Origin of the sequence: Mesorhizobium sp. ISC15 (genome assembly GCF_037162615.1) — a bacterium.
In the GTDB taxonomy this organism is placed as follows: Bacteria; Pseudomonadota; Alphaproteobacteria; order Rhizobiales; family Rhizobiaceae; genus Mesorhizobium; species Mesorhizobium mediterraneum.
The window spans coordinates 98025-119582 of the sequence record NZ_JAVSPX010000001.1 but is presented as its reverse complement, the minus strand read 5'-3'; the positions used below and the strand labels follow the sequence as shown (position 1 = coordinate 119582).

23 protein-coding genes and 4 pseudogenes are annotated in these 21558 nt (G+C 59.4%); 13 read left to right on the top strand and 14 right to left on the bottom strand.

All coding sequences use genetic code 11. The annotated features are described in order from the left end of the window. Positions 1-300 precede the first annotated feature (300 nt). Both RPG13_RS00615 and RPG13_RS00610 read right to left on the bottom strand, forming a co-directional pair. The gene (locus tag RPG13_RS00615; protein ID WP_280953386.1) at positions 301-423 is read right to left on the bottom strand and encodes a hypothetical protein; all 123 of its coding nucleotides are present in this window, start codon (positions 421-423) and stop codon (positions 301-303) included. Continuing rightward, on the bottom strand, positions 413-847 hold the full coding sequence (locus tag RPG13_RS00610; RefSeq protein WP_337124192.1) for a hypothetical protein: 435 nt from the start codon (positions 845-847) through the stop codon (positions 413-415). The genes RPG13_RS00615 and RPG13_RS00610 overlap by 11 nt, the downstream gene beginning before the upstream one ends. Positions 848-1125: 278 nt before the next feature. Here RPG13_RS00610 and RPG13_RS00605 point away from each other — a divergent pair. Continuing rightward, a pseudogene (locus RPG13_RS00605) lies at positions 1126-1317 on the top strand (DUF459 domain-containing protein); the annotation flags it as partial. Positions 1318-1386: 69 nt separating this feature from the next. On the opposite strand, the pseudogene RPG13_RS00600 reads toward RPG13_RS00605, so the two are convergent. Then, a pseudogene (locus RPG13_RS00600) lies at positions 1387-1955 on the bottom strand (FAD-dependent oxidoreductase); the annotation flags it as partial. Between RPG13_RS00600 and RPG13_RS00595 the strand changes: the two are divergent. After that, positions 1879-2565, top strand: a complete 687-nt coding sequence (locus RPG13_RS00595; RefSeq protein WP_337124191.1) for a DUF1403 family protein — start codon at positions 1879-1881, stop codon at positions 2563-2565. The pseudogene RPG13_RS00600 and the gene RPG13_RS00595 overlap by 77 nt on opposite strands. Here the strand turns inward: RPG13_RS00595 and RPG13_RS34880 are convergent. Beyond that, positions 2548-3027: pseudogene (locus RPG13_RS34880) on the bottom strand (IS3 family transposase); the annotation flags it as partial. The gene RPG13_RS00595 and the pseudogene RPG13_RS34880 sit on opposite strands and share 18 nt — an antisense overlap. Before the next feature lie 38 nt (positions 3028-3065). Continuing rightward, entirely contained in the window at positions 3066-3512 is a 447-nt protein-coding gene (locus tag RPG13_RS00590) for a transposase (protein ID WP_246684479.1), read from the bottom strand. Positions 3513-3614: 102 nt separating this feature from the next. Between RPG13_RS00590 and RPG13_RS00585 the strand changes: the two are divergent. Further along, a pseudogene (locus RPG13_RS00585) lies at positions 3615-3799 on the top strand (SMC-Scp complex subunit ScpB); the annotation flags it as partial. Positions 3800-3834: 35 nt separating this feature from the next. Here the strand turns inward: RPG13_RS00585 and RPG13_RS00580 are convergent. From RPG13_RS00580 to RPG13_RS00570, 3 genes are read right to left on the bottom strand one after another with little or no spacing between them, the layout of a single operon-like run. After that, positions 3835-3954: a hypothetical protein gene (locus RPG13_RS00580; protein WP_337126969.1), complete on the bottom strand. Its 120-nt coding sequence runs from the start codon at positions 3952-3954 to the stop codon at positions 3835-3837. Beyond that, positions 3924-4358 carry an RES family NAD+ phosphorylase gene (locus tag RPG13_RS00575; protein ID WP_337124190.1) on the bottom strand — a complete coding sequence of 145 codons (435 nt, stop codon included), beginning with the start codon at positions 4356-4358 and terminating at the stop codon, positions 3924-3926. Before RPG13_RS00575 ends, RPG13_RS00580 begins: the two co-directional genes overlap by 31 nt. Then, positions 4355-4741: a hypothetical protein gene (locus RPG13_RS00570; RefSeq protein WP_127209555.1), complete on the bottom strand. Its 387-nt coding sequence runs from the start codon at positions 4739-4741 to the stop codon at positions 4355-4357. The genes RPG13_RS00575 and RPG13_RS00570 overlap by 4 nt, the downstream gene beginning before the upstream one ends. A 395-nt stretch (positions 4742-5136) precedes the next feature. Here RPG13_RS00570 and RPG13_RS00565 point away from each other — a divergent pair, with 395 nt between their 5' ends. The 9 genes from RPG13_RS00565 (at position 5137) to RPG13_RS00525 (ending at position 13377) form a co-directional block, all read left to right on the top strand. Next, complete coding sequence (locus tag RPG13_RS00565; protein WP_128177694.1) at positions 5137-5919, top strand: hypothetical protein; 783 nt, start codon at positions 5137-5139, stop codon at positions 5917-5919. After that, on the top strand, positions 5916-7043 hold the full coding sequence (dbpB, locus tag RPG13_RS00560) for a DGQHR domain-containing protein DpdB (protein WP_206523286.1): 1128 nt from the start codon (positions 5916-5918) through the stop codon (positions 7041-7043). The genes RPG13_RS00565 and dbpB (RPG13_RS00560) overlap by 4 nt, the downstream gene beginning before the upstream one ends. Next, positions 7040-8329 (top strand): tRNA-guanine transglycosylase DpdA, encoded by a 1290-nt coding sequence (dpdA, locus tag RPG13_RS00555; RefSeq protein ID WP_337124189.1) that lies wholly within the window; start codon positions 7040-7042, stop codon positions 8327-8329. Before dbpB (RPG13_RS00560) ends, dpdA begins: the two co-directional genes overlap by 4 nt. Next, positions 8326-9432: a DGQHR domain-containing protein DpdB gene (dbpB, locus tag RPG13_RS00550; RefSeq protein ID WP_337124188.1), complete on the top strand. Its 1107-nt coding sequence runs from the start codon at positions 8326-8328 to the stop codon at positions 9430-9432. Before dpdA ends, dbpB (RPG13_RS00550) begins: the two co-directional genes overlap by 4 nt. A 4-nt stretch (positions 9433-9436) precedes the next feature. Then, positions 9437-10069: a 7-carboxy-7-deazaguanine synthase gene (queE, locus tag RPG13_RS00545; protein ID WP_337124187.1), complete on the top strand. Its 633-nt coding sequence runs from the start codon at positions 9437-9439 to the stop codon at positions 10067-10069. Between the two features lie 11 nt (positions 10070-10080). Beyond that, on the top strand, positions 10081-10437 hold the full coding sequence (gene queD, locus RPG13_RS00540) for a 6-carboxytetrahydropterin synthase QueD (RefSeq protein WP_337124186.1): 357 nt from the start codon (positions 10081-10083) through the stop codon (positions 10435-10437). After that, complete coding sequence (queC, locus tag RPG13_RS00535; protein WP_337124185.1) at positions 10434-11171, top strand: 7-cyano-7-deazaguanine synthase QueC; 738 nt, start codon at positions 10434-10436, stop codon at positions 11169-11171. Before queD ends, queC begins: the two co-directional genes overlap by 4 nt. A 227-nt stretch (positions 11172-11398) precedes the next feature. Beyond that, positions 11399-12571, top strand: coding sequence for a VUT family protein (locus RPG13_RS00530; protein ID WP_337124184.1), 1173 nt, complete (start codon positions 11399-11401; stop codon positions 12569-12571). Positions 12572-12576: 5 nt separating this feature from the next. Next, the gene (locus tag RPG13_RS00525) at positions 12577-13377 is read left to right on the top strand and encodes an HAD family hydrolase (RefSeq protein ID WP_337124183.1); all 801 of its coding nucleotides are present in this window, start codon (positions 12577-12579) and stop codon (positions 13375-13377) included. Positions 13378-13435: 58 nt separating this feature from the next. Here the strand turns inward: RPG13_RS00525 and RPG13_RS00520 are convergent, their stop codons facing one another. Both RPG13_RS00520 and RPG13_RS00515 read right to left on the bottom strand, forming a co-directional pair. Further along, on the bottom strand, positions 13436-14617 hold the full coding sequence (locus tag RPG13_RS00520) for a PD-(D/E)XK nuclease family protein (protein ID WP_337124182.1): 1182 nt from the start codon (positions 14615-14617) through the stop codon (positions 13436-13438). 1 nt (position 14618) lies between these two features. Then, positions 14619-17183 carry a UvrD-helicase domain-containing protein gene (locus RPG13_RS00515; protein WP_337124181.1) on the bottom strand — a complete coding sequence of 855 codons (2565 nt, stop codon included), beginning with the start codon at positions 17181-17183 and terminating at the stop codon, positions 14619-14621. Between the two features lie 510 nt (positions 17184-17693). Between RPG13_RS00515 and RPG13_RS00510 the strand changes: the two genes are divergently transcribed. Continuing rightward, positions 17694-18413, top strand: a complete 720-nt coding sequence (locus tag RPG13_RS00510; protein WP_337124180.1) for a hypothetical protein — start codon at positions 17694-17696, stop codon at positions 18411-18413. An 89-nt stretch (positions 18414-18502) separates the two neighbouring features. Here the strand turns inward: RPG13_RS00510 and RPG13_RS00505 are convergent, their stop codons facing one another. Genes RPG13_RS00505 through RPG13_RS00490 form a run of 4 tightly spaced genes read right to left on the bottom strand, consistent with a single transcriptional unit; the run spans position 18503 to position 21474 of the window. Next, entirely contained in the window at positions 18503-19864 is a 1362-nt protein-coding gene (locus tag RPG13_RS00505) for a ThiF family adenylyltransferase (protein ID WP_337124179.1), read from the bottom strand. Beyond that, positions 19861-20331 (bottom strand): Mov34/MPN/PAD-1 family protein, encoded by a 471-nt coding sequence (locus tag RPG13_RS00500; RefSeq protein WP_127211022.1) that lies wholly within the window; start codon positions 20329-20331, stop codon positions 19861-19863. The genes RPG13_RS00505 and RPG13_RS00500 overlap by 4 nt, the downstream gene beginning before the upstream one ends. Next, positions 20328-20765 (bottom strand): putative metal-binding protein, encoded by a 438-nt coding sequence (locus tag RPG13_RS00495; RefSeq protein WP_127211021.1) that lies wholly within the window; start codon positions 20763-20765, stop codon positions 20328-20330. The genes RPG13_RS00500 and RPG13_RS00495 overlap by 4 nt, the downstream gene beginning before the upstream one ends. Next, the gene (locus RPG13_RS00490) at positions 20758-21474 is read right to left on the bottom strand and encodes a multiubiquitin domain-containing protein (RefSeq protein ID WP_127211020.1); all 717 of its coding nucleotides are present in this window, start codon (positions 21472-21474) and stop codon (positions 20758-20760) included. Before RPG13_RS00490 ends, RPG13_RS00495 begins: the two co-directional genes overlap by 8 nt. Between the last annotated feature and the right edge of the window lie 84 nt (positions 21475-21558).

The following is a 21558-nucleotide window of genomic DNA, read 5'->3' as shown; positions in this document are numbered from 1 at the left end:
GCTGTACGCTCATTCTCCCTCATCTGCGCGTTGACAGAAAACCAGCAGCCGAGGGTCACAGCACGCTGTGCTCCCCGCGATTTCCGGAAAACCAATGAAAAGCGACTTTGATCGATCGCGCGGGACGTATCATTCAACCATGTCGAGAACGGGCGTGACGGCACGTACACTATGGACCGAGAGAACTTTGTCTGGCGACTTTGCGCACGCCTGCAGAACTCTTCGGAAAACTTCCTTCTGTTGATCCAATGATCGTAATGAGCTGGAGTGGCATCGCCGCTCTCCTCGGTTCTTGCTCTCTCAGTTGAACTTGATGCTAGCCTGCACGAACACGCCGTAGCGCTTTGCCTTCCAATCGTCGGCCTGCGGGGAACCACGACCGCCCATTGCCTCTTCGAAATGAGCGGTGCCGTTATTCGCCACGGCCCAACACCGCCTCGAGCTGGACGCCATGCCCATCGCCGTCTTCGGGAATTAGCTTGATCTTGGGGCGCATGTGGTGCTGATCTTTGCCGTCGAGCCGCGTGAAGAGGAACGCCACGTCACCAGAAAGGCTGAGTCGCTCGGTGAGTTGCGTCTGCCCGGCCAAGCCGAGTCGCAGCGAATGCCAATCGTTGTCCTGGCTGATGAGGTTGACGTAGGTCGGGACGGTTGGCACACAGGTTCCCCAGTTGGTCGCCTGCTGCGTGCAACCGAAAGCGTCGTAGCTCTCGTGCCAGAAATTGTTGCCAACAAAAGCACCGATGCGGTAGCGCGGCGAGTTCAAGAAATTATATCCAAGATCGGCGGTGAAATAGCTGACGCCGCCCCCGCGCTGATCACTGAATGTGTTTGAGTAGCCCCCCATTTCCGTAAGAAGTCCTCGTCATGAGAAAACCCTCCCTGATGCCGCCCGCACCGAGGAGGCCTTTACGAAAATGCCAGTCGGATTGTGGATCGCGTTGAAGAAGACTTCACTCGAATGCGCGTCTAGATCGTCATAGGTGAGCCCGCGAGACCAGTGACGTACCTTTATGATTATAAAGTTCCTTCGATGCTTTGCCGGTACTGGGCCAGTAGCGTAGTCCACCCTCGAACGAAAAGACTGAGGCCGCCGACCCGGCTACCGACGCCGACTCGCAATCACCGGCACTCGACGGCGGTTCGGAAATTCTCGGTGCCGCAGCGCCGGCCAAGCCGGACGGGCCCGGTGAAAAATTCGTCGTCGAGGGCAAGGCGCCCGCTGCTTCGCCCGGCCGCGCCGACGATTTTTCTTGGCCGCCAAGGCGGCAGCCTGCGGCCGGGGCCACCGAAACGACCACGGCGATCAGTCCGTAAGCTGCCCGGGGCAGCGGAAGGGCGGAAAGCGCCTTCAGGTGGCCGCACAAGTAGGGTCTCGAGACGGACTCAGCGCGGCAGCACGCTCGATCCCATCAGCGCCTCATCGATGGCGCGCGCCGCCTGGCGGCCCTCGCGGATCGCCCAGACGACCAGCGAGGGCCGCGCCGCACGTCGCCCGCGGCATAGAGCTTTTCGACGCTGGTCCTGTAGTCCCGGTCATTGGCCTCGACATTCTTCGAGCGGCGGCTGTCAATGGCGATCTTCATCTGGCCGGCCAGTTCCGACACCGGCCCGCGAGCGGCTGGCCCGGCAAAGCCGATGGCGATGAACGCGAGATCGGCGCGGATGACGAATTCGGTGCCGGCGATCGGCTTGCGCTTTTCGTCGACCTCGCAGCATTTGACCCCGGTCAACTGGCCGTCCTCGCCGATGAATTCAAGCGTCGCCACCTGGAATTCGCGCTCGGCGCCTTCGGCCTGCGAGGATGACGTGCGCATCTTGGTCGCCCAATAGGGCCAGACCGACAGCTTGTCTTCCTTTTCCGGCGGCTGCGGCCGGATGTCGAGCTGGGTGACGCGCACCGCGCCCTGGCGGAAGGCGGTACCGACGCAGTCGGAGGCAGTGTCGCCGCCGCCGCCCTCCGTTCCGGCTTGGGCGATCACAACCGCCGGCGCGCCGAGCGACGGCGACGCCGCCTTCCGGGCCGGCGCCGCCCTGGGTGCCCTCGATACGCTCGCGCGCGCGCAGCCTTTCTGGGCCGGGGCTTGGCGGCAGCGGCTGGCGCTCCGCTGTGCCGCCGCCAGCATGCGGCTCGCCGGCCGGGCCGAGGACGCGGCGGGCTTGCGCGATGCCTGGCATTTGCGTCCCCCAGGTTCTGATCCCGGTCCCGCCGGCGCCGTCTTTGGCGCCTGGCGGCAGTTGGCCGGGCAGCCGCCCGCCGCTTCGCCCGACCGGCTCGAGAAGATACTCGACCAGCTTGGCCTCCATTGGGACGGCGACGCGCTCGCCGACCTGTGCACGCAGATCGAGAAACTCGTGGTATCCCATCGGTCGGCGCCGTTCGACGCCGCAGCGATCGCCGCTGAAGTCGTCGCCATGCGCCCCGACTCCGAGCTTTTTGCCTGTGGCTGGCCGACCTGGTACTGGCGCAACGCCTGGGCTGGCAGCGGCCCCTGCCGCTCCCCTGTCGGAATGATGGATCAAACTGCCGGGAACCGGAACACGTGCGGAGATCGCCATTTTTAGGGCATCGACAGCAAGGCTGGCCCGCAAGTGTAGTTCGAGCGCCCATCCGATGACCTTGCGACTGAATGCATCGAGCACAACCGCCAGATAGGCGAACTGCTCGGCAAGGTGCAAATACGTGATGTCGGCGACCCAAAGCTGGTTGACGCCTGTCAGTTCCATGCCTCGGGCAAGGTTCGGCACCACCCGCCAGCTGTGCCGGGAATCTGTAGTGCGCGGCACGAATGGCCGAGTGCGCAAGCATAAGAGATTATCCTCCCCCATTACCCGCAACACACGTTTGTGATTTACCTGCCAACCCTCGCGGCCAAGAAGGGCGCCGATCCGGCGATAGCCATAGTGCCGGTTGGCCAAGGCCAGCCTTTGAATGACATCTCGCAGACCAGTTTCTTCCTGCCGCGGCGCCGACTGCCGCCAGTGCCGGTAGTATCCAGCCCTGCTGACGCCGGCGAGACGGCACATCTGTTCAATTCCTGGAGACCCTTGCGGCACATGGGCTGTCATTTTTTGAATGACCTCGAAGACGCTGCACCGCCAGGTGCGTCTTTCTGCTGTTGATTGCCCCTGACATGCCGCAAGGCTTCTTGAAAAAAATCAAGTTCAACCTGTTGCTGCCCAATCTTGCGTTCAAGTTCGACAATGCGGCGGCGGGCTTTCGCCAATGCATCGGCACGACGCTGTTCAGCCGACAGTGCAAAACCTGCCGCCAAGGCTTGCCGATCTGGCGGTGCCTCGGGAGGCCGCTTCTTTGGGCGCCCCGGGCGGCTCGGCATTAGATTGCCACACGTCCGCAGCTGCTCACGCCAGGCATATAAGCGTTGGCGGTGAATACCCAGTTCATCAGCTAATCGGCTGACGTTCTCCCCGTTTCGCATCCGCAAGAGCATGGAGAGCTTCTCTTGTTCGCTAAATCTCGGCTTTCTTCCAACCATTTCCAGTTCCTGCAATCCAGAAACTGTCCCCTATTTATTTGTCTCAGTCGAGGGGTGCACTCCATCACTGTCCGGGACTTACCGGAAAAGGGTGTCCGGGACTTACCGAAACACGCATTTCTGTCGCAGTTCGGGCTCGATACGCTACGCCAGCTGCCGGATTTCGAGGCGCTCGAGGACGCCGGGCTGCTGTCGAAGGAAAGCTGCTGGCCGGCGATATTCCGGTTGGGCTGGCAAGCAGGGAAGCGGACGGCGAAGAGGAAGAAGAAAGGGTCGATGTCGTTGGAGACGAGACGGCCTAAATGGATTGGCGCGTTGCCACGCTCCGGTCGGAGGTTTACGGCCAGGATGACTGGCCGTGCGGAAGCCGCCGATCTGGATCATGGACCGCGACGTGATCGCCTTCGACAAGGTTGGCCGGAAAGATCACCAGATTAGTGCCGCCGGCGTGGCGCAGCGACGGAAACAGGATACCGCGAAGCCCGGTCGTGATGACCAGGTCCGCAGCTTCCACGATGAAGGTATCTTCCTGTCGATGCGAGTGATCTGGCGCCAGGCACAATCCCATTCCTTCCAGGCACTATCCCAGGCATTTGGGTCGAATCCCTGCGAAAGATCGGCGACCTCGGAAAGCGTGATCTTGTAGGCGGCAAGGGTGGCCGGCGGGGTGATGCTGGCGCCCTGCTTGTATTCCTCCAACGCTGTCTGAGGGGCGAGGGATAAGTAAAGCGCTTCGACGCCTGGCCGGTTGAAACGACCGCCGTCGATCGCTGCGCCTGCACCGCTGGTGGGCAGGAAGGCCCATTTGGGTGTCAGATAGCGATGGAAGATCTCGTCCGGCCCGACGCGGGTGACCTTCACCCGCGCGCCCCGTTCTCGAGATCCCGGATGAAGGCCAGGACTGCTTCGACTTGGCCGTCGGCGACGAGTTCGGCCGCGGTGCGATGGCCATAGTCGGCGATCGGCTCATTGCGATACCAGTAGATTGCCTTGTCGACGTCGCCGGTGAGCTCCGTCGCCGCCGAGATCACCTTGACCATCTCGCGCAGCCGGCCCTGCAGGCGCTCCGATGACGGGTTGCGGAGCGTGTTGCGGTGGACGCCAGTCAATTGCGCCAGGTTGGCCACCTTCACGCCAAGCGCCTGCGACAGGCGCTTCGGTGAGATATAAGGTGTGCGCGGCTCCTGCAGGCTGTCGACAAAGCCTGAGATCACAGTGGAATGTGCGAGCTGTGCCTGGGTCATGACAAATCTCCGACCTCTCTCATACGCACAATATATGCACATTTCTAGCATAGCAAGTGAACAGAGCCAGGGGCCGTTCCAGCGCACTGCCTGGCCCGCCAGCGATCGTGCACCTGGATACTGTGGAAGCCTTTTTTTAACCGGTGCAGTTTCTCTACTTGCGTCGATGTAGATTCCGCAGTTATTAATACGGCTTGGCGAGCGGGGTCGCAATAAGGCGAGTCAGACGTCGTCCAGCAACTTGGTACCGCAATCTAATGACCCTTATTGTGACCGCCTGCACGCTGCGGAAGCGGATTGCCCCGCTCGCTCAGCTTTGCGCGCGCGACCTTAGGCCGGGACGGATAAGGGAAGTGAGCAACGAGTGGCTTCGGCGTGTCCGGAGTGCCGCTCCAATGGCGCCTGCTTCGCGGCTCTATTGCGGACGAGGCTTTCAGGAAGCCATGCAGGCAGCCCGTGTGATCGGGGCGGCGCCCGTGATTGTATCGGCCGGGTTGGGCGTCGTCGACGGCGACGACTTACTGCCGTCCTATAACTTAACCATCACGGCGGGTTCGCCTGACGATGTCACTGCAAAGTCGGATCCACGCGCAAGCGCCAAAGCTTGGTGGATGCATTTAGTTGAGGGGCGACGCTCGCTGTTTGACCGCCTTCGCGCCGAAACAGGGCTGGTCGTGATAGCGTTGCCCAGGGCATATCTGACGATGATAGCGGATGATCTGACCGCACTCCCCAGTGCGCTCAAGCCCCGGATCCGGATCATTAGCGGTTCTGATGTAAGCGGCGTTTCTGACGATATAGCTGCCGCCCAAATGCCCTATGACGATCGGTTCGATGGCCGTAACAGTCCGAACCCAGGAACGCGCGCAGACTTTGCCTCTCGGGCTGCGCGCCACTTTATCGAGGTGGTGCTGAAGGCACGACCGTATGGTTCCGCATTCGAACACCAGGCGGATGTAGAGCGGCGGCTCGCTGGAAGTCTGCCGCGACCGCGGCCACTTCGAGCGCGAGTGTCGGACAAAGAGATTGCGATGCTGCTACGTCTTCACTGGGCCAGCACTCGCGGACAATCCACGCGGCTGCTTCGACTGTTGCGCGACGAAGTCGGTATCGCCTGCGAGCAGGGGCGGTTCGCTCGATTGGTCGCCGAGGTTAAGAGTGAGCAGGAGGCACCATGATGGACCGCGTAGAGTCGCTCGTGGTGCGCGCCGTAAAGACTCAGCAGGGCGAGGGTATCGATGTGTACGCCTTCTTCCTGTACGGATCAGATTTGTCGCGCGTGGCAGACATTAGCCGCATCCGCCGCGATGAGAACGAGTTGAAGGGCTTCCAACGCAAAGAGATCCGCGCTCACGTCAAAGAGATTGTCGAGTTCCTCGACAGTGGTGGCCCCGTCTTGTTTCCCAACGCGATCACTCTTGCACTATCGCTTGACGTAGAATTCGAGCCGTCTCGCGGACCGAAGCCGAAGGGTCTGATCGAACTCGCCAACACCGGCACCCTGTCGATCCCGGTCCGAGAGGAAGGCGATCGTGCGGCTTGGATCGTCGATGGGCAGCAACGCTCACTGGCGCTGGCGCAAGCTAAGAATAGCCGCATCCCCGTGCCTGTTGTTGGATTTGTATCGAGGGACGTTCAATTGCATCGCGAACAATTCATTCTCGTCAACAAGGTTAAACCGCTCGATCCGCGTCTAATTAACGAACTGCTCCCTGAAGTTGGGACGCTGTTGCCTCGAGATCTCGCCGCGAACAAGCTCCCGAGTGAACTTTGCAATCTATTGAACAGGCAGCAGAAGTCGCCTTTCCTTCGCCTGATCAAGCGCCCTTCGGACCTTGAAGGCACAGCCGCGGTCGTGACTGACACAGCAATAGTCGACGCCATAAAGCAGAACCTAAAGCCGCCCATGGGCGCACTCAGCCCATACAAACGCGGTGGCGAAGATAGCGAGCCGGATGCGATGTTTAACGCGTTAGTCCTCTATTGGACGGCTGTTCGCGAAATTTTCCCGGAAGCCTGGGGGCGACCGTCAACTGAGAGCCGGCTTATGCACTCTGCCGGCATACGGGTGATGGGGGCCTTAATGGACCCCATCATGTTGCGCGCCGACAGTTCGGCAACGCCTGAGGTGGAGGTCCGCGAGTCGCTGCGCCGGCTGGCGCCATACTGTTGCTGGACAGAGGGGGTTTGGGAAGAGCTTGGTTGGCGCTGGAATGAGGTGCAAGGCACGCCGCAACACATCGCGAAGCTCGCGGATTACCTGATCCGAAAGGATCGAGAGCTGTCCCGGCCGTCGCGATGAAATTCATCTTTGCAGACAGCCTCGACCACGTCGATCCGCGATATGACTTCATCCGCGATCGCTATGCTGCAGGCCGCACACCGTATTGGGACGATGTTTATCCGCACGAGATCATGGGATATGCCCCTTACGACGGGGTATTGGTTTCACGCGGCATCGTCGGTGGAGCTGCGGTTGGCGGGAAATACACCGAGGCGCAGGCCATGCGTTTCCGTCGGGTAGGCGCGCGAACGTTCCTTCGATTGGACACGCCTGAATTCGCTCATTTGCCGATTTTTGGTGATTGCGGCGCCTTCACCTATCACAAGGAAGAGTTGCCACCTTACACGCCAGAGGACACTGCTGAATTTTACGATGATGGAAGATTTACGCATGGCTGCTCGGTCGATCACATCATCTTCGATTTCGACCAGGACCTTGTCGGCACGTCCGGCGGGACTGAGGAGGCGCGGAGACGGCTCGACATTACCTTAGAGAATGCCGAAGCCTTTCTTCGAGCGACGCGACAGATTTCCAATCGGTTTACCGCGCTCGGGGTGATCCAAGGGTGGTCGCCCGGCAGTATGGCAGATGCTGCCCGTCGCCTCGTGGCGATGGGTTATGACTATCTGGCGGTGGGGGGAACCGTTCCTCTTAAGTCAGCTCAGATCAAGGCATGCCTGCGCGAAATTCGAGAAGCAATCCCTGCTACCGTGCGCTTGCATATCTTAGGTTTCGCCAAGGCCGATGAGATCGAAACGTTCGTGCCGTTCGGGGTCACCAGCTTCGATACCACGTCGCCGCTGATCCGGGCATTTAAGGACGCGAAGGTGAACTACTACCTTCCCGGATCAGACGGAAAGCTAACCTACTATACTGCTATTCGCGTCCCCCAGGCCGTGGAGAACCCCAAGCTCCAGCGATTGGCGAAGCGCGGGGCACTGAACCAGGAGCGTCTCGTCACGATGGAGCGGACTGCACTCGCAGCACTCCGGGCTTTCGACCGGGAAGAGGCCGCGCTGGACGAGGTTCTGGAGGCTGTACTCGCCTACGCGGTGCCATCCGTAATGGGTGCCCCTTTGGAGCAATTGCCGGGCGTGCAGTCCATTGACCAACTACGAGCGCGATATCGCCGAACCTTGACTGATCGGCCCTGGACGCGTTGCGCCTGTCCGATCTGTCAGGCGCTGTCCATTGAAGTCATCATCTTTCGAGCCAGCAATCGAAACAAGCGGCGCGGCATTCACAACCTGGGGGTTTACGAGCAGTTGGTTGCACGCCTTCCCATCAATGAGCGAATTCAATGACCGTCCTAACCTACCCGGCCATCAGAGCACGTCAGAGCGAGACGCACACGGTGCTTTCCTTCGCCGCGAGGGCGTCCGAACTAATGCAATTTGCAACGATCGACCGGGTGGCGCGGGACGCCACTGGGCAGTTGCGCGGGTTCCAACGTCCACAAATTGCAGGTCATATTAGGGAAATCCGCGACTACTTGGAGAAGGCTGACGCGATCCTCCCGAATCCAATAGTCGTTGCCTTCACAAGCGGCATCACCGTCAACGGTCCTCTCGAAGAGGGACCTTGTACCGTTGAGATTGACATTGACCATGGCCCGCTCGGACTGGTCGTGGACGGTCAACAGCGCCTGACTGCGTTGTCCCAGGTTGAAGGTAAGGACTTTCACGTCCTTGTCTCGGCCGTCGTCTGCGCCGACGACGAGGAGCTCCGCCGGCAGTTCGTGCTTATCAACAATACTCGCCCGCTCCCGAAGTCGCTGATTTATGAACTGCTGCCGACGGTCGAGGGTTTGCCGCGTCGCCTTAGCGATCGTTCTTTGGCCGCGGACCTCGCTGCTCGGTTGAACTATGACGAGCGATCCTCTCTGCGCGGGTTGATACATCAGCATACGAATCCCGACGGAATAATTCGCGATACGGCAATCCAGCGCGTGGTTATCAATTCGGCTAGCGATGGTGTGATGCGCGAACTTTTAAGTCGAAAGAACGGGCATGATCAGTGTTTCGATCTGATCAGCGAGTTTTACCGCGCCGTGCAGGCCGTCTTCCGGGACGAATGGCGTGGGCACGCACCCAAATCCTCCCGCCTGATCCATGGCGCAGGCATTATGGCGATGGGCTATGTAATGGAGGTGTTGGCGCTTTTGGACGGTGCACGAACTGGGGAAGACTTCTCGAAAGGTCTCCGATGTTTGGTGGGGAAAACCGCTTGGACATCCGGCGAATGGGACTTCGGCGGCGGAGATCGACGACATTGGAAGGCAATTCAGAATGTCAACCGCGACATCGTTACTCTCGCGCAGTACCTCATCGGCATTGTTCGTTCCGACGTAAAAATACGCAGGAGCTCTCCAACCAATGTCATCGGTCTGATCGAGACGACCGGTTAGTGCCATGACATACGCTATCAAAGAGATGTTCATGACCCTCCAAGGGGAGGGAGCGAGAACGGGGCGCGCAGCCGTATTCTGCCGATTCGCTGGATGCAATCTGTGGTCGGGACGTGAACGAGACCGAGCATCTGCGGTCTGCCGATTTTGCGATACCGATTTTGTCGGTATGGATGGCCTTGGCGGCGGCCGGTTCGTCGATGCGGAAGAGTTGGCACGTGCGATTGCGAATACGTGGGGGCCCGGAGAGCTTCACCGGTATGTCGTGTTTACGGGCGGCGAACCGCTGCTGCAGTTGGATGCAGCGTTGGTGGAAGCCGTGCGCCGACAGGGATTTGAGATAGCTCTCGAGACCAATGGCACGTTGCAGCTGCCTTCGTCGCTGGACTGGGTTTGTGTAAGTCCGAAGGCCGGCGCGCCGCTCACGCTCGTCGGCGGTGACGAGTTGAAGCTTGTCTATCCCCAAGACGGACTTGACCCTGAGGTCTTCTCGGGGCTCGCATTCAGTCATTTCTTTCTGCAGGCCATGGACGGAGCAAAGAGAGATGCAAATGTCCAGGCGGCGATCGCCTATTGTCTCGCACATCCCCAGTGGCGCCTGAGTCTGCAGACCCACAAATTGCTCGGCATCCCGTAAAGAGAGATCGTATGAAAATTGTTCAGGGCTTCACCTTCGAGGCCGCACACCGGCTGCCCAACGTGCCGTCAACCCATCGCTGCCATCGCATGCATGGCCATTCGTATCGCGTTGAACTGACGCTGCAAGGACCCGTCGATCCTGTGACTGGATTCGTAGTCGATTTCTTCGATGTCGAGGCGGCTTTTGAGCCGGTGCTACGGCAATTGGATCACCACACGCTCAACGAGGTGAAAGATCTCGAAAACCCGACCGCGGAGCTGATCTCCGTGTGGATTTGGGACAGACTGAAACCGGGTTTGGGAAATCTCACACAAGTTAAGGTGTTCGAGACGCCATTTTGCTGGGCGGAGTACGACGGATCATGAAGTCATCAACCGACGAAGGCGCACTTGTTCTGTTCTCCGGTGGACAGGATTCGACTACCTGCCTTGCTTGGGCGCTCGATCGCTTTGCGCGTGTCGAGACGCTCGGCTTCGACTACGGCCAACGTCACCGTGTCGAATTAGACCAGAGGGTGCAGCTACGCAGGGGCATTAAGGCGCTAAACCCGGTGTGGGCAGAACGGCTCGGCGACGATCACACGCTCGACCTGTCGGTGCTCGGCCAAGTCTCCGAAACGGCATTGACTCGGGAGATGTCGATCGAAGTCACAGCTTCGAGCTTGCCGAACACCTTCGTTCCCGGCCGGAATATCGTCTTCATTACGTTTGCGGCTGCATTGGCGTACCGGCGAGGCCTCAAGCACATCGTGGGCGGCATGTGTGAGACGGACTATTCGGGTTATCCCGACTGTCGCGATGACACCATCAAAGCTCTGCAAGTTGCGCTCAACCTTGGTATGGAACGGCGCTTCGTTCTCGAGACACCGCTCATGTGGATCGATAAGGCTGCGACGTGGCGGTTATCAGCAGAGTTGGGCGGCAACGGATTGGTCGAGTTGATCCTCGAGGAGAGTCACACATGCTACCTCGGAGCGCGCAATCATCGTCATCCCTGGGGCTATGGCTGTGGAAGTTGTCCGGCCTGCGAGCTACGGGCAAACGGCTTCGATCGGTTCAAGGCTGAGCAAGTTGAGAGTGAGAGGGGGATACCCAAGTGACAGCTCAAAGACGGTACGTTGAGGGTGGACTGTTCCTAGCTGGCTTCGCGGCCTGCATTCCGTTGGCCAACTACTTTATCGGCCATGTTGGTACCGAGTGCGTCCCAGGCGGTCCGTGCGTCATACCCGTCGCACCGGGCCTGACTGCCCCGAGCGGCGTTCTATTCGTCGGGCTCGCCCTGGTGCTCCGGGATTTGGTTCAAAGGCGTCTGGGGGTGTGGTGGGCGGTGGCGGCTATCGTTGCCGGCGCGGCGCTTTCAGCGACCTTCGCGCCACCGGCGCTCGTAGTGGCTTCCGTTGCCGCTTTTCTGTTGTCGGAAACAGCTGATTTGCTGGTGTTCACACCGCTGCAGCGTCGTGGCCTTATACGGGCGGTCGTCGCCAGTAGCGTTGTTGGCCTGGTAGTAGATAGCGTTGTTTTTCTTACGTTGGCGTTCGGGTCCCTACAATTTTTGCCCGGACAGATCGTAGGCAAGACGTTGATGGTGCTGATTTCAGTTCCTGTCCTCGCTTGCTTACGCGCTCGTGACCGGCAACTGGGACTTCAGCCTCCATGGGAGACGACGGCCGGCGAGGAAACAGAAATCAGTGCGTGGTGTGCGATCTGGCATGCGCTCACCAGACGATCTATCGCCTACTTTCCCCGCGTACCACAAGCCGATGGTTCGTGGACGACAGTTGGCGACGCCGAGTTGATCCAGAAGGCAACGACCGCGCTCACGGATCTCGCGCCCAACAGTGACGATTTGGACGGCCTACTCAGCCGTGCGCGTGAGAGTCTTGACGAAGTCAAGGCGCTCACCGACTACCAAGACGGCAAAGCCACACGCTTGCTCACCATTATTACATTTCTGAGCGCGATGTCCGGCGTTCTCTTCGGGAAGTTGGTCGACCTGTATCCGCTTCAGTCGTTACTGGCGAAACCTGAGGTCCCTTGGTGGCACCTGGCGCTCGTTTGTGTCGCCTATCTCGGCTTCGCCGCCTTCGCATTGTCGTCGATCTGTGGAGCTATGGTTACATTTCACGCCATCCGCGCTCGGTTTCGCTACCCCAAGACATCACAGGGTGGTCGCGCGAAGTCGTTCTTGTTTTACACTGGAATACTGGGGGTTCTGCCGGATGAGTGGGCAAGCTCGTTCGTCGCCACCGACGATCGGACCAAGTTAGCCGGCAACGTCAAGCTTCGCTACTTTCAGAATTACGTCGTGGAGAGCTACCTGATCGCCGCAAAAGTCGCTGACAAAGTGCGATACCTTGTGCCCGCCCAGGCGATACTGGCTATAGCAACGCGGGTGCTCTTGTTCTGGCTCTTGGCGTACGCGACCACCTTTGCGCTGGTGCCACCGTTGGATAAGACAGCGACTCCAATCCTTACGCCGACGCCGGAAAAACCGGGCTAAACGCAGTGATCGAGGAGAAGCGTGACGGACGACGTATCGCGTTCGTCGACGCAGACAATACGCTGTGGGATACCGACGGCGTATTTGCTGTGGCGCAGTTGAAATTGCTGGAAAGCGTCGAGAGAGCTGTTGGGCACTCCACGGCTCGCTCGGATCGCCTCTCGTTTGTGCGCGGAGTCGATCAGGCACTAGCGGAACAACATCATTTGGGCCTTCGCTATCCGCCCCGCCTGCTGGCGATTGCGATCGCTTTCGCCCTTCGAGGCGACGAAGCTGGCACCGCGGCCAAGAGAGCTTGGGCAGAACGGTCGACGTCGAGCGGCATTGATCCCTCTTTGGTTGAACAGATTGAACGAGAATTTGTTCAGTACATCCGACGAATGCCGGACCTTCTTCCGGGGGTACGCAACGGTCTCCAGCGTCTATTTGATGGGGGGGTGCTGATCCTGGTACTAACGGAAGGTGCTAGGAACCGCATCATCCAGACGGCAGATCAGCACGGATTAAACCAGTTTTTCGATAGGATAATCGAGGCGCCTAAGTCCGAACGATTGTTTCAACGTGTTCAGAAACTTGCGCGCGTGCGATTGCCGGCGTTCATGATCGGCGATCAACTCCAGCGCGACATCGCGCCCGCGAAGGCTGCGGGGCTTGTCACCATCTACATTCCAAGCCGTTTTCGACCGCAATGGGAACCTGATGAAGCCGCGGTTGGACCGGACTACCGCGTCGAGCAGTTTGACCAAGGGGCAGACATCATTCTGGCCACCAATCAGCAAGCAGGCTCTAGCCTAGGCCGGCCATAGGAAATAGCTTCACGCACGCTTTGCGTGAGTGACAGCTCGGGCCACTGCTGACCTGCGCTCAAATCTCATCCTGCACGGTGTCTTCTTCACCGATCTTGTTGCCTGTGCGCTGATAGCCTTCGCAAAAATAACGGAAGTCACATGCAGCACACGTCTTTGCGTCCTTGCAGTCATCTACCCAGGTCTGAAGGATGCTGACCGCCGTCTCTTCCAGTTGAACGCACGTCTCAATGCTGGCGACCGTTTGGTCGAACGCCCCGGTGGCGACGGTGATGCTCGCATCGTTGACAGGAATTACCCGGACGGCGCGGCTGAAAAGGAACTCGGGACTGAAATCAGCTCGAGCGCCAGGTCGCCAATTTTCCAGCATGCGCTTGTCGCTATCGCGGACTGCGGCGACATCCGTTCGACTTGCACGGAGGGCTGCCCGCAGTGCCAGGATATCGCCTTCGCCCGGCGCAAGCTCGTTGATGTAGACGAGAATACCAGCTGCGACTCTTCGGCTCCGCCGCTGTTCGTGGCGAAGCCAGGCATAGGTCTGCACCTGCCACTCGCCGTCGGTCCATTCGGCCGTTCCGGTATCCGGCCTGCGAGTGCCCTTGTAGTCGACGATGACCTCGAACTCGCCGTTCAGATCAGGGCATGCAGCTTGAACCGCGCGACGTATCAAATTGTCGGAGTTTGCGGTACCGAGTTCGAGCTCGGTAAGCACGTCAATGACGCCGGTGAGAGCGTATTTTGCGGCGCGCTGTTGGCTGGTGAGTGAGCCGGGAATGTCCCGTGTGCCAATGACTCGCTCCTCAGCTTCGGCGATGAGTGGAAAGAGGTGGGGTCCAAGCATGTTGACGGCAGCCTCGGCGCGCCGATACGCGGCGAGCCGCGCTTTTCTACTGCGGGCACGCTTATTCTGATTGAACAGCGACTCCTCAACCGGCCAACCGAGGTATCGCAAATCGAAATCGGGCAAGCCCGGCTTCGGCGGCTCGATGGGGTCACTCAGCGCCAGCTGGGTGTAGGGGATGGGGAAGGGTAGGCCACCCCGGCTCTCCCAAAGCCGGTACACGTTCTCCAATAGACCGTGCATGAACTCGCCATACCAGAGCTGCACAGGCCGAGAGGGTGGGAGCGCACTCCCATTCTGATAGCGGTACTGCCGGGCACACCTACGGAACGAGAGGAGATCGCCCGTCAGTGAGTACTCCGGAACGATCCGGTCTGGACGCTTGCGCGCGAGATGCATGTCAAATCCTGATGAATGGAAGAAGATCGGCATCGACGGGCGGCGGTCGAAGCCGTGGATCGCTTACCCAAGCCCAACTCTCGTCGCGCCGCCAGAAGTTGGCAACATTTTTTATGCTGGTTCGGAATTGTAAGCCCTGCTGACAACCAACCAACATAAGGAGGCTCTGCGGTCGACTATAAGCTACGTAGTAGAGCCGGATGAGGTCCTCGAAGGTTCGTTGCATTCCGCTTCTGCGTTGACGAGCAGGCCCCACCGGGGTTACGGCGGCGAGGTCGTCTTCCAACAGAACGACAGAACTTTCTTCATCGGGAAATCGTTTAAAACGTTGCGTACGGTGATTGGTCTTGAAGTCCGACGATACGTCGACGATCACCAAGGGAAACTCAAGCCCCTTCGCTTGATGGATGGTCATGATGTTGAGCCGGTCTCGAGGCACACTCGGCATGATCTCCTCATCCACCGCCACGAGATTTTCAGCTATAGGGTTGAGAACGTCGCGTATCGCGCCGTTTATTGAGCGAGTGCGATGCGGCTCGTCGCGCTGGATTGCCGCTTTGTAACCAGAGAAAGTCGATGCTGCGGCCACCGTTCGAGTGATCGCCTCCAAGTAGACCTGCGCTTCTGGGTCGTCTTGGAAACGAGAGAACCAGGGGAGGAAGGAGTAGCAGATATCCAGCACAGGCCATTCGGATTCATTGTCGCGACCGTGCACTGCAAAGCGGCGCCAGCGATCAACTTTGTCTGACAGCAAATCCCCACGAGGACCCCGCGAGTTGAAGGTCAGCATACTCTGAGCGGCGACGCGCCATTGGTCCATAAAATCGTGGGCGTCATTGGTGAGGAACGCAGACTGCTGCACGACGCCGCGGGATCCGGGGCTCGGGGCTGGATCTATGCATTCGAGCACCAAGCCGAGGAATTGCTGCACAATGGGAATATCGCGAAGGGCCAGCCCACGAGGGTTGAAGACCTTCAGCCCGCGCCTCTCAAGCTCTTGGCGAAGGTGGAGTGGTAAGCGTTCCTTCCCTGGCTGCCCTCGGAAGGGGCGTCCCCGCTCATTCACAGTTGAGGCGAGCAAGACAGCATCGCCCAGGTCGCCACCCGGATCTGCGGGTAGGATTGGCTCAAGGAGCGTGTCTTCGTTGGAGAGCGGTATGCGACCACCCTGTCGGAAGACCCGGTGCAAAAAGTCGGCTAGATCCGCTGCGAGCGTCGCCGGATCGTCTCGAAACATGCCAATCACACCAATACCGGCATGGCCGGAAGTTGACACTACCCGCCGCTGAAGCGGGGACGGAAGAATGACCCGTGCCGGCTCAAAGTCCGGATCGTTCCCGATATGCTGGGAGAAGAATTCCACGATCTGCTGGGACGACCGATAGTTCTCTTCCAAACACACAAGTAGCGGTTCCCCGCATCCCAATTCGGCGCTGGCTCGCTCCCGAAAGTCGCGGAACAGTTCGATAGTGGCGCCTCGGAAGCGATACAGCGACTGGTCGTCATCACCCACAACGGTCATCGAGCAACCTGTGCGGCGCACCAACTCGAAATAAATCGCCTCTTGTAACGGGTTGGTATCTTGGTACTCGTCGACCAGAAGCATGTGAAGTGACTGCATGCTGCGGGGAAGCCTGCCTGCGACCAGACGATCCAGGAAGCGCTGCTCGAGCAGCGCGAAGTCCATTTGGTTCGTCCTCGATAGATGTGCTTCGTAACGCTGTTTAATTCGGAGAATGGCCTGTCTGAACACTTTGTCGGTGTGGGGAGCGGCATAGCTGCTCAGGTTCACTCGGTCTTGCACTAGGCGATCGATTATCGTCCGGACGATCTCAGTCGCTTCGCCGTTGTTCCGCGTGGGGTCGCCGGAGAACCCGTAGCGTCCGAGATAAGCCTTAAAGGGGTCCCCTAGCTTCTGGAGTTCCGACCAAACTTCGCCTCTGCGATAAAGGACTGCTCGAGCGGCCGATGGTTCGAGGATGACAGGCGGGGCCTCGTTTGGCTCGCGCATGTCCCGCACCGCATCCTCGCAGATGCTGTCCAGCGTGCCGGCTATGTATCGGTTCACATCTACCTTGGTGAGGTGGCGCACATGCTCCCCGTCGCCCGCGTCTCGCGCCTTTGCGATCAGGTAGGCGCGCAAACTAGTCCCCCATTCAATTAATCGGGAGCGTATCTCTCGCCCGGCCTTCTCAGTGAAAGTCGTGATCAAGATGTCCTCGGGCGCGATGCCATCCACGAAAGTGAACCGCAGGGCGCGCAGCACGAGTGTAGTCGTCTTTCCCGTGCCTGGCCCTGCTACGACCAACAGGGGCACGCGGGGCCCAGCCTCAATTGCATCCCGTTGCCTCCTATTCGGCTGGTGGGTGGACAGCGCTGCCGAAACAACGGCAGCAAACTCCTCAAGGGCGGGTGCGGTACGGAACTCAAGCAAAACCGTGTCCTCCGACCCAAACGTACGCGAGTCCTTGCTGCAAATCGCACACCATAGCCTTACCTCGCCTTGCAAACGTTGATGGGGCGCTCGAAGGCGAAATTTTTGCAACACCGCGCGCGGCAAGGTCATAGACCTCGGCCGGAGCCACTAGCTCTCGGACCCAAGACGCTGCGATAGCTGCAGTTGCAAATTTGCCCATAGTCATGCCCCTGCCCGCAATGAACTAGAAAAACGTCGACTTTTCAGTGCCCAGTTGGGGCATGCACAAAGCGCATGCGTCAAGAATTCCCAAAAAGTATCGCGTCTCTCTCAGTGCTTTCAGAACTTCTGGCGGATTTTGATCCCAAGCAATCACCCACCCAAATCGCGACAAACGACTTCATAGCTTGCCGTGACCATTATGTGCTTGATTCGTTTAGATAAGGGTAGCCCGAGTCTTAATCTCCAAGCACTTGCTTGGTGCCTGACACTCATTTGGTGGCTGCATGTTGAGGAAGCGCTGCCAAAACCCTTCGGTGACCGGTTCAACAGGCTACATCTGCTGATGATTTGGGGGATTAGAGTTGCGTCCGGTGAACCCCCGAGCCTTGCGAGGATTGGTGCCTATGGCATTATCCTAGATCTCAACTGGGGCGGGATATGGAAAACCACTTTACTGATCGGCGTCCAATTATCGCCTACGCGGATGTCTTGCAGTTGGTGGCGACCAACGATTGGCAGTTCGATACCGATTTACACCGGTTGCCTGGCGAAGCCCACGCGAAGCTCGTGCGGGCCGATCCCTCTTTCGCAACGGCTCAGGTTCCTCATGGGCCACGAGTTTTAGAAGCGATGGTCGGCTTCCATGAGACCCTGACAGAAAATTTCGAGTCGAAGGCGCTCCAGGAAGCTCCAACCCGCTTCAACGGCCGTCTGCTGATGCATGTGCGGATTAGTCATAACGCAGTTTTTCGCGTCTCACCCGCGATTTTAGACAGCATGTTTGGTGTTGCAGGCATTGCGGTCTTAGTTGCGAGCGCCCCATCCGCCGCGCTGCTAGGCGGAGGCCTGGCGATTTCAGTTGCGGAACTCGTGCGGAGGCTATCGGCACATTTCGTTAAGATACATGACCCCGTGGAAAAGGCTGTTTTTCAACAGGTTTGCGTCCTGGCTGCAAAGACAAGGGTCAACGACCCGGTAGCTTTGGAGGAAGGCCGATACGAAGAGGCCATAGGACCCGTTATTCCAGACCGACGTATGATCGTTGAAAGCCTGAAGGGAGAGTACCAAGAAGAATCGGTCGAACGTGGGATTAGCGACCTCGTTAACAAACAAGTCCTTCAAGAAGCCGCGGATCACAGGATTACGGTGGCCTTCTAGGTGCGATTATCTTTTCCCGCCAATGCTCGCCCATTGGCCTTAGGCTGTGCGAAGCGCAGGCAGCCACAATGGCAAACGACCAACGCACTTCAGCCCAGCTCACCCCAAAGCTTCCGAATGACCGGTTCGTACTCTGGCCTTGAACAGAATTGGCAGTCGGGGTGCCGCGGGCGCAGCGTTCGTCCCCGTGCGATTGGCAGGTTCCATGGATCGATCGACCAATAGTTCGTGGTGGCTGCTCCCGCAAACGACCTGAGCATCTCAACTGCCATCAGTACGCCGGCCCAGGCGGAGACGAACGCAAACGGTGCTAGCACCTGCCGGCCTTCGGGTGTCGCCAGCGCCTGCTCGGCACAGATCTGGCGAAACAAGGTGTCGAACGCGATGCCGATTAGCTCCGCCGCGGTGAATGAGGGATGCGTTCTCACTATCCGATGCGCGATGTCCTCGGTAATCAGACCGACACGCACATCCGCGATATCGACCCCAAGACCCTCCGCGATTGACCGTTCGCGCGCAAACTCCTCTGGGACATGCCGGTAGATGCAGGCCAGGCATGCGTGATCTGTTGGCAGGACGTTCGAGTGGACCACCACACCACGCACATCGGTGGTAGAGGCGTCGATAATGCGGTGAGGCACCTCAAGTTGGATTGACCGACGCGCGAGCCGACTGTCGACAGTTACGAAGGCCGTTTGCGGGGGATGACGAAGATCGCGGACAAGTGCCTTGAAATCGGTTACGTACGGCCGAATTGCCAGATTGGAAAACTCGGACTGGGCGCGCTCAGCGAGCGCCACGGCCTTGTCCCTCCCTACGTCCTCGTCCCGAAGGTACATGCAGCGATTCAAAATGCCGGCCTGAACCACTTTGGGGTCGACGATTGCCAAATCGCCACGGACGTTCAGATGCCGCGCGGCGCGAAGGAACCCGTGCGCTACAGCGCCAGCGCCGGCCATGACTGCGTCCTGCAGCTCAATCGACCCAGACAGCGCCCCCTTTGGAATCCCAAGTTGCGCATAATCGAGGCGCATAGGCAGCCGTACTGCGGGTAGCGCGGTATCGTCGATAACGACATACACCGCAGCCGCAGCAGCCGCACAGGCAGCAGCCGCGGCATGGAGACCATGAGGCTTATCGAAATGCCGCTCCGTGGGCAAAAGGGAGATGGCTGCATCGATTGCGCCAAGGTCCGCGTAAAGGCGCCTGGCTCCTGTGCGAGGAGCGCTAGAGCCTATGATCAACTCCAAATCGGGCGCCGTGTCATCGAGATCGAACTTGGCCTCGACCGTGCGCCCAAGGAGCTGACCGACCTCATAAGCCCAAGCCGACTTCCACCCGGGTTCGGTGGTTACGAGTACAGTACGCTTCAGCCGCTCGCTGGCTTCGACCTCGTTGACGCCTATGTGGGCGGCCAGCATTAGTGCGTTCTGCTGAGCGGCGGTGCTCATGCCGTTACCATCAGACGAGCATCGAGGCCCGAGTTCGAGCAGTGGTCCCAACCTCCGGCCGGCGAGTACTCGTACGTCATGACCTCCGTCAGGAAGTTCTCCGGGGTGGTCGTTGCGGCAAAGTGGGGGAGGACGAGCGAAAGCGCACCCACGTGCCGGATGATCGCCCACTTGGCGTCGACATCGGAATGGTAGGCGCGACCTGGATGGGTGTGGATCTGCGCTACGATCCGTCGCCGAGTAGACCTGAGATGATCCATGAGGGCCTGCATAGAGGCCGGCGGCAGTTTGAAGTAGTCGATGTCCGCAATCTGCTCAGGTTCGTATACCTCGATGATAGAAGCCGGCGTGCGCACGGCAGCGGTCGATAGCCACAGTACAACTCGCTCATGGCGGCATTCTCCGCCGCGCCTGAGAATGTCGATGGTCGTACGCAACATCTCGCGCGTGCATATTACGGCGCTCATCCGACGCTCCTCTTCCATGCCCGCCAGAGCTGGAGCACGATGCCGCCGAGGTCCATTCCGGACACACCGCGGTAGTTGTCCCAGAGGTCGGTCGTGTGGCTGGAGTGCACGTGATACTCGCGCGCACCCCGCATGCAGACAAACGGCCGCCCGGTATTCGGATGTGGGCCTCCGTTGAATACGCCACCACCATTCGGCGGTGCCGTATCCAAGTGCCTTCCCTTGCTGTCGAGAAGCTCGATTGCGGGGGGAAGCTCGTCCCATTCGGTACAGTTCAGGCGGAGCCTCAGCGGCGCGGCCGTGTTATGGTCAAAAAGAACGTCCAGGATTGGGAAGCTCGACTCAAGAATCGACCAGCGGTACATTTGGGCGGATCGTGGATCGATGCGCCCTATGTCGCGGTCGAACGCCGCACGGGAAAGCGCTTCAAGCACCGCCGCCTCCCTCGCGCGCACCCCATTCAAGCGCGACCTGCCCGACCAAACCAGCCTCGGCGAGGGTCTGCGTCGGGCTTACGTCGTGACCGGCGACTGTGACGACCCAACCCTCAGTGCCGGTGAGATGGAGTTTGCGCGCCGCATCGGCGAGCACCTGAGTGATCGGAGTTGAGGCCGGGTAGCGCTTAGCTCCCTCGGCGGGGAAGGTGCCCGCCGTGGTAACTACCGTTACGAGCACCTTGTCGGGATGCGCGTCTTTGCGGGAGACGACATCCTCGACGCCGTTTTCACCGAACGACAGCAACCCGCCGTGGCGAAGCACCGTGTCCGGCTCCTCCTCGCGCTCGAGAACCCAATGGTGCCCGTCGAGGGGAGGCCAGATCGACAGGAATTCATCAACCTCGATATCGTCGGTGCCCCATACCTGACCAACTTCATCGACGGTGAAGCCATAGGTGCGGTCCGATAGGAAGGCGCGCAGGATGCCGCCCCTTTCCTTCTTGAGGTCAATGTCGTCGTCGGTGCCGATCAGATGGGTTCGGCGATCGCGGACCAAGATGAGTTGGTGCTCGCTCGCGGGCACGTTGCCCGAATGCGTGAGTGCTTCGCGGCCGGTAATGACGTTGTCCGAGAACTCCACGTCGATTCCATTGACCGGGTAGTTAACGCCGCGAGTGCGGCCTTCCATTTCCACTACTTTGTTCATCGCTATTCTCCGTATGGCCGGGGCTCTTGCAGCCAGACTCTTGACGTCAGACTTGTTTGGACTATTCTTTGATTCGAGTCCCGA

Coding starts and splice junctions, on each gene's coding strand:
- RPG13_RS00610 (WP_337124192.1), bottom strand. CDS start 847: ATGGGGGGCTACTCAAACACATTCAGTGATCAGCGCGGGGGCGGCGTC.
- RPG13_RS00595 (WP_337124191.1), top strand. CDS start 1,879: ATGTCGAGCTGGGTGACGCGCACCGCGCCCTGGCGGAAGGCGGTACCG.
- RPG13_RS00570 (WP_127209555.1), bottom strand. CDS start 4,741: ATGACCCAGGCACAGCTCGCACATTCCACTGTGATCTCAGGCTTTGTC.
- RPG13_RS00565 (WP_128177694.1), top strand. CDS start 5,137: ATGGCGCCTGCTTCGCGGCTCTATTGCGGACGAGGCTTTCAGGAAGCC.
- dbpB (WP_206523286.1), top strand. CDS start 5,916: ATGATGGACCGCGTAGAGTCGCTCGTGGTGCGCGCCGTAAAGACTCAG.
- dpdA (WP_337124189.1), top strand. CDS start 7,040: ATGAAATTCATCTTTGCAGACAGCCTCGACCACGTCGATCCGCGATAT.
- dbpB (WP_337124188.1), top strand. CDS start 8,326: ATGACCGTCCTAACCTACCCGGCCATCAGAGCACGTCAGAGCGAGACG.
- queE (WP_337124187.1), top strand. CDS start 9,437: ATGACATACGCTATCAAAGAGATGTTCATGACCCTCCAAGGGGAGGGA.
- queD (WP_337124186.1), top strand. CDS start 10,081: ATGAAAATTGTTCAGGGCTTCACCTTCGAGGCCGCACACCGGCTGCCC.
- queC (WP_337124185.1), top strand. CDS start 10,434: ATGAAGTCATCAACCGACGAAGGCGCACTTGTTCTGTTCTCCGGTGGA.
- RPG13_RS00520 (WP_337124182.1), bottom strand. CDS start 14,617: ATGCATCTCGCGCGCAAGCGTCCAGACCGGATCGTTCCGGAGTACTCA.
- RPG13_RS00515 (WP_337124181.1), bottom strand. CDS start 17,183: ATGACCTTGCCGCGCGCGGTGTTGCAAAAATTTCGCCTTCGAGCGCCC.
- RPG13_RS00510 (WP_337124180.1), top strand. CDS start 17,694: ATGGAAAACCACTTTACTGATCGGCGTCCAATTATCGCCTACGCGGAT.
- RPG13_RS00505 (WP_337124179.1), bottom strand. CDS start 19,864: ATGAGCACCGCCGCTCAGCAGAACGCACTAATGCTGGCCGCCCACATA.
- RPG13_RS00500 (WP_127211022.1), bottom strand. CDS start 20,331: ATGAGCGCCGTAATATGCACGCGCGAGATGTTGCGTACGACCATCGAC.
- RPG13_RS00490 (WP_127211020.1), bottom strand. CDS start 21,474: ATGAACAAAGTAGTGGAAATGGAAGGCCGCACTCGCGGCGTTAACTAC.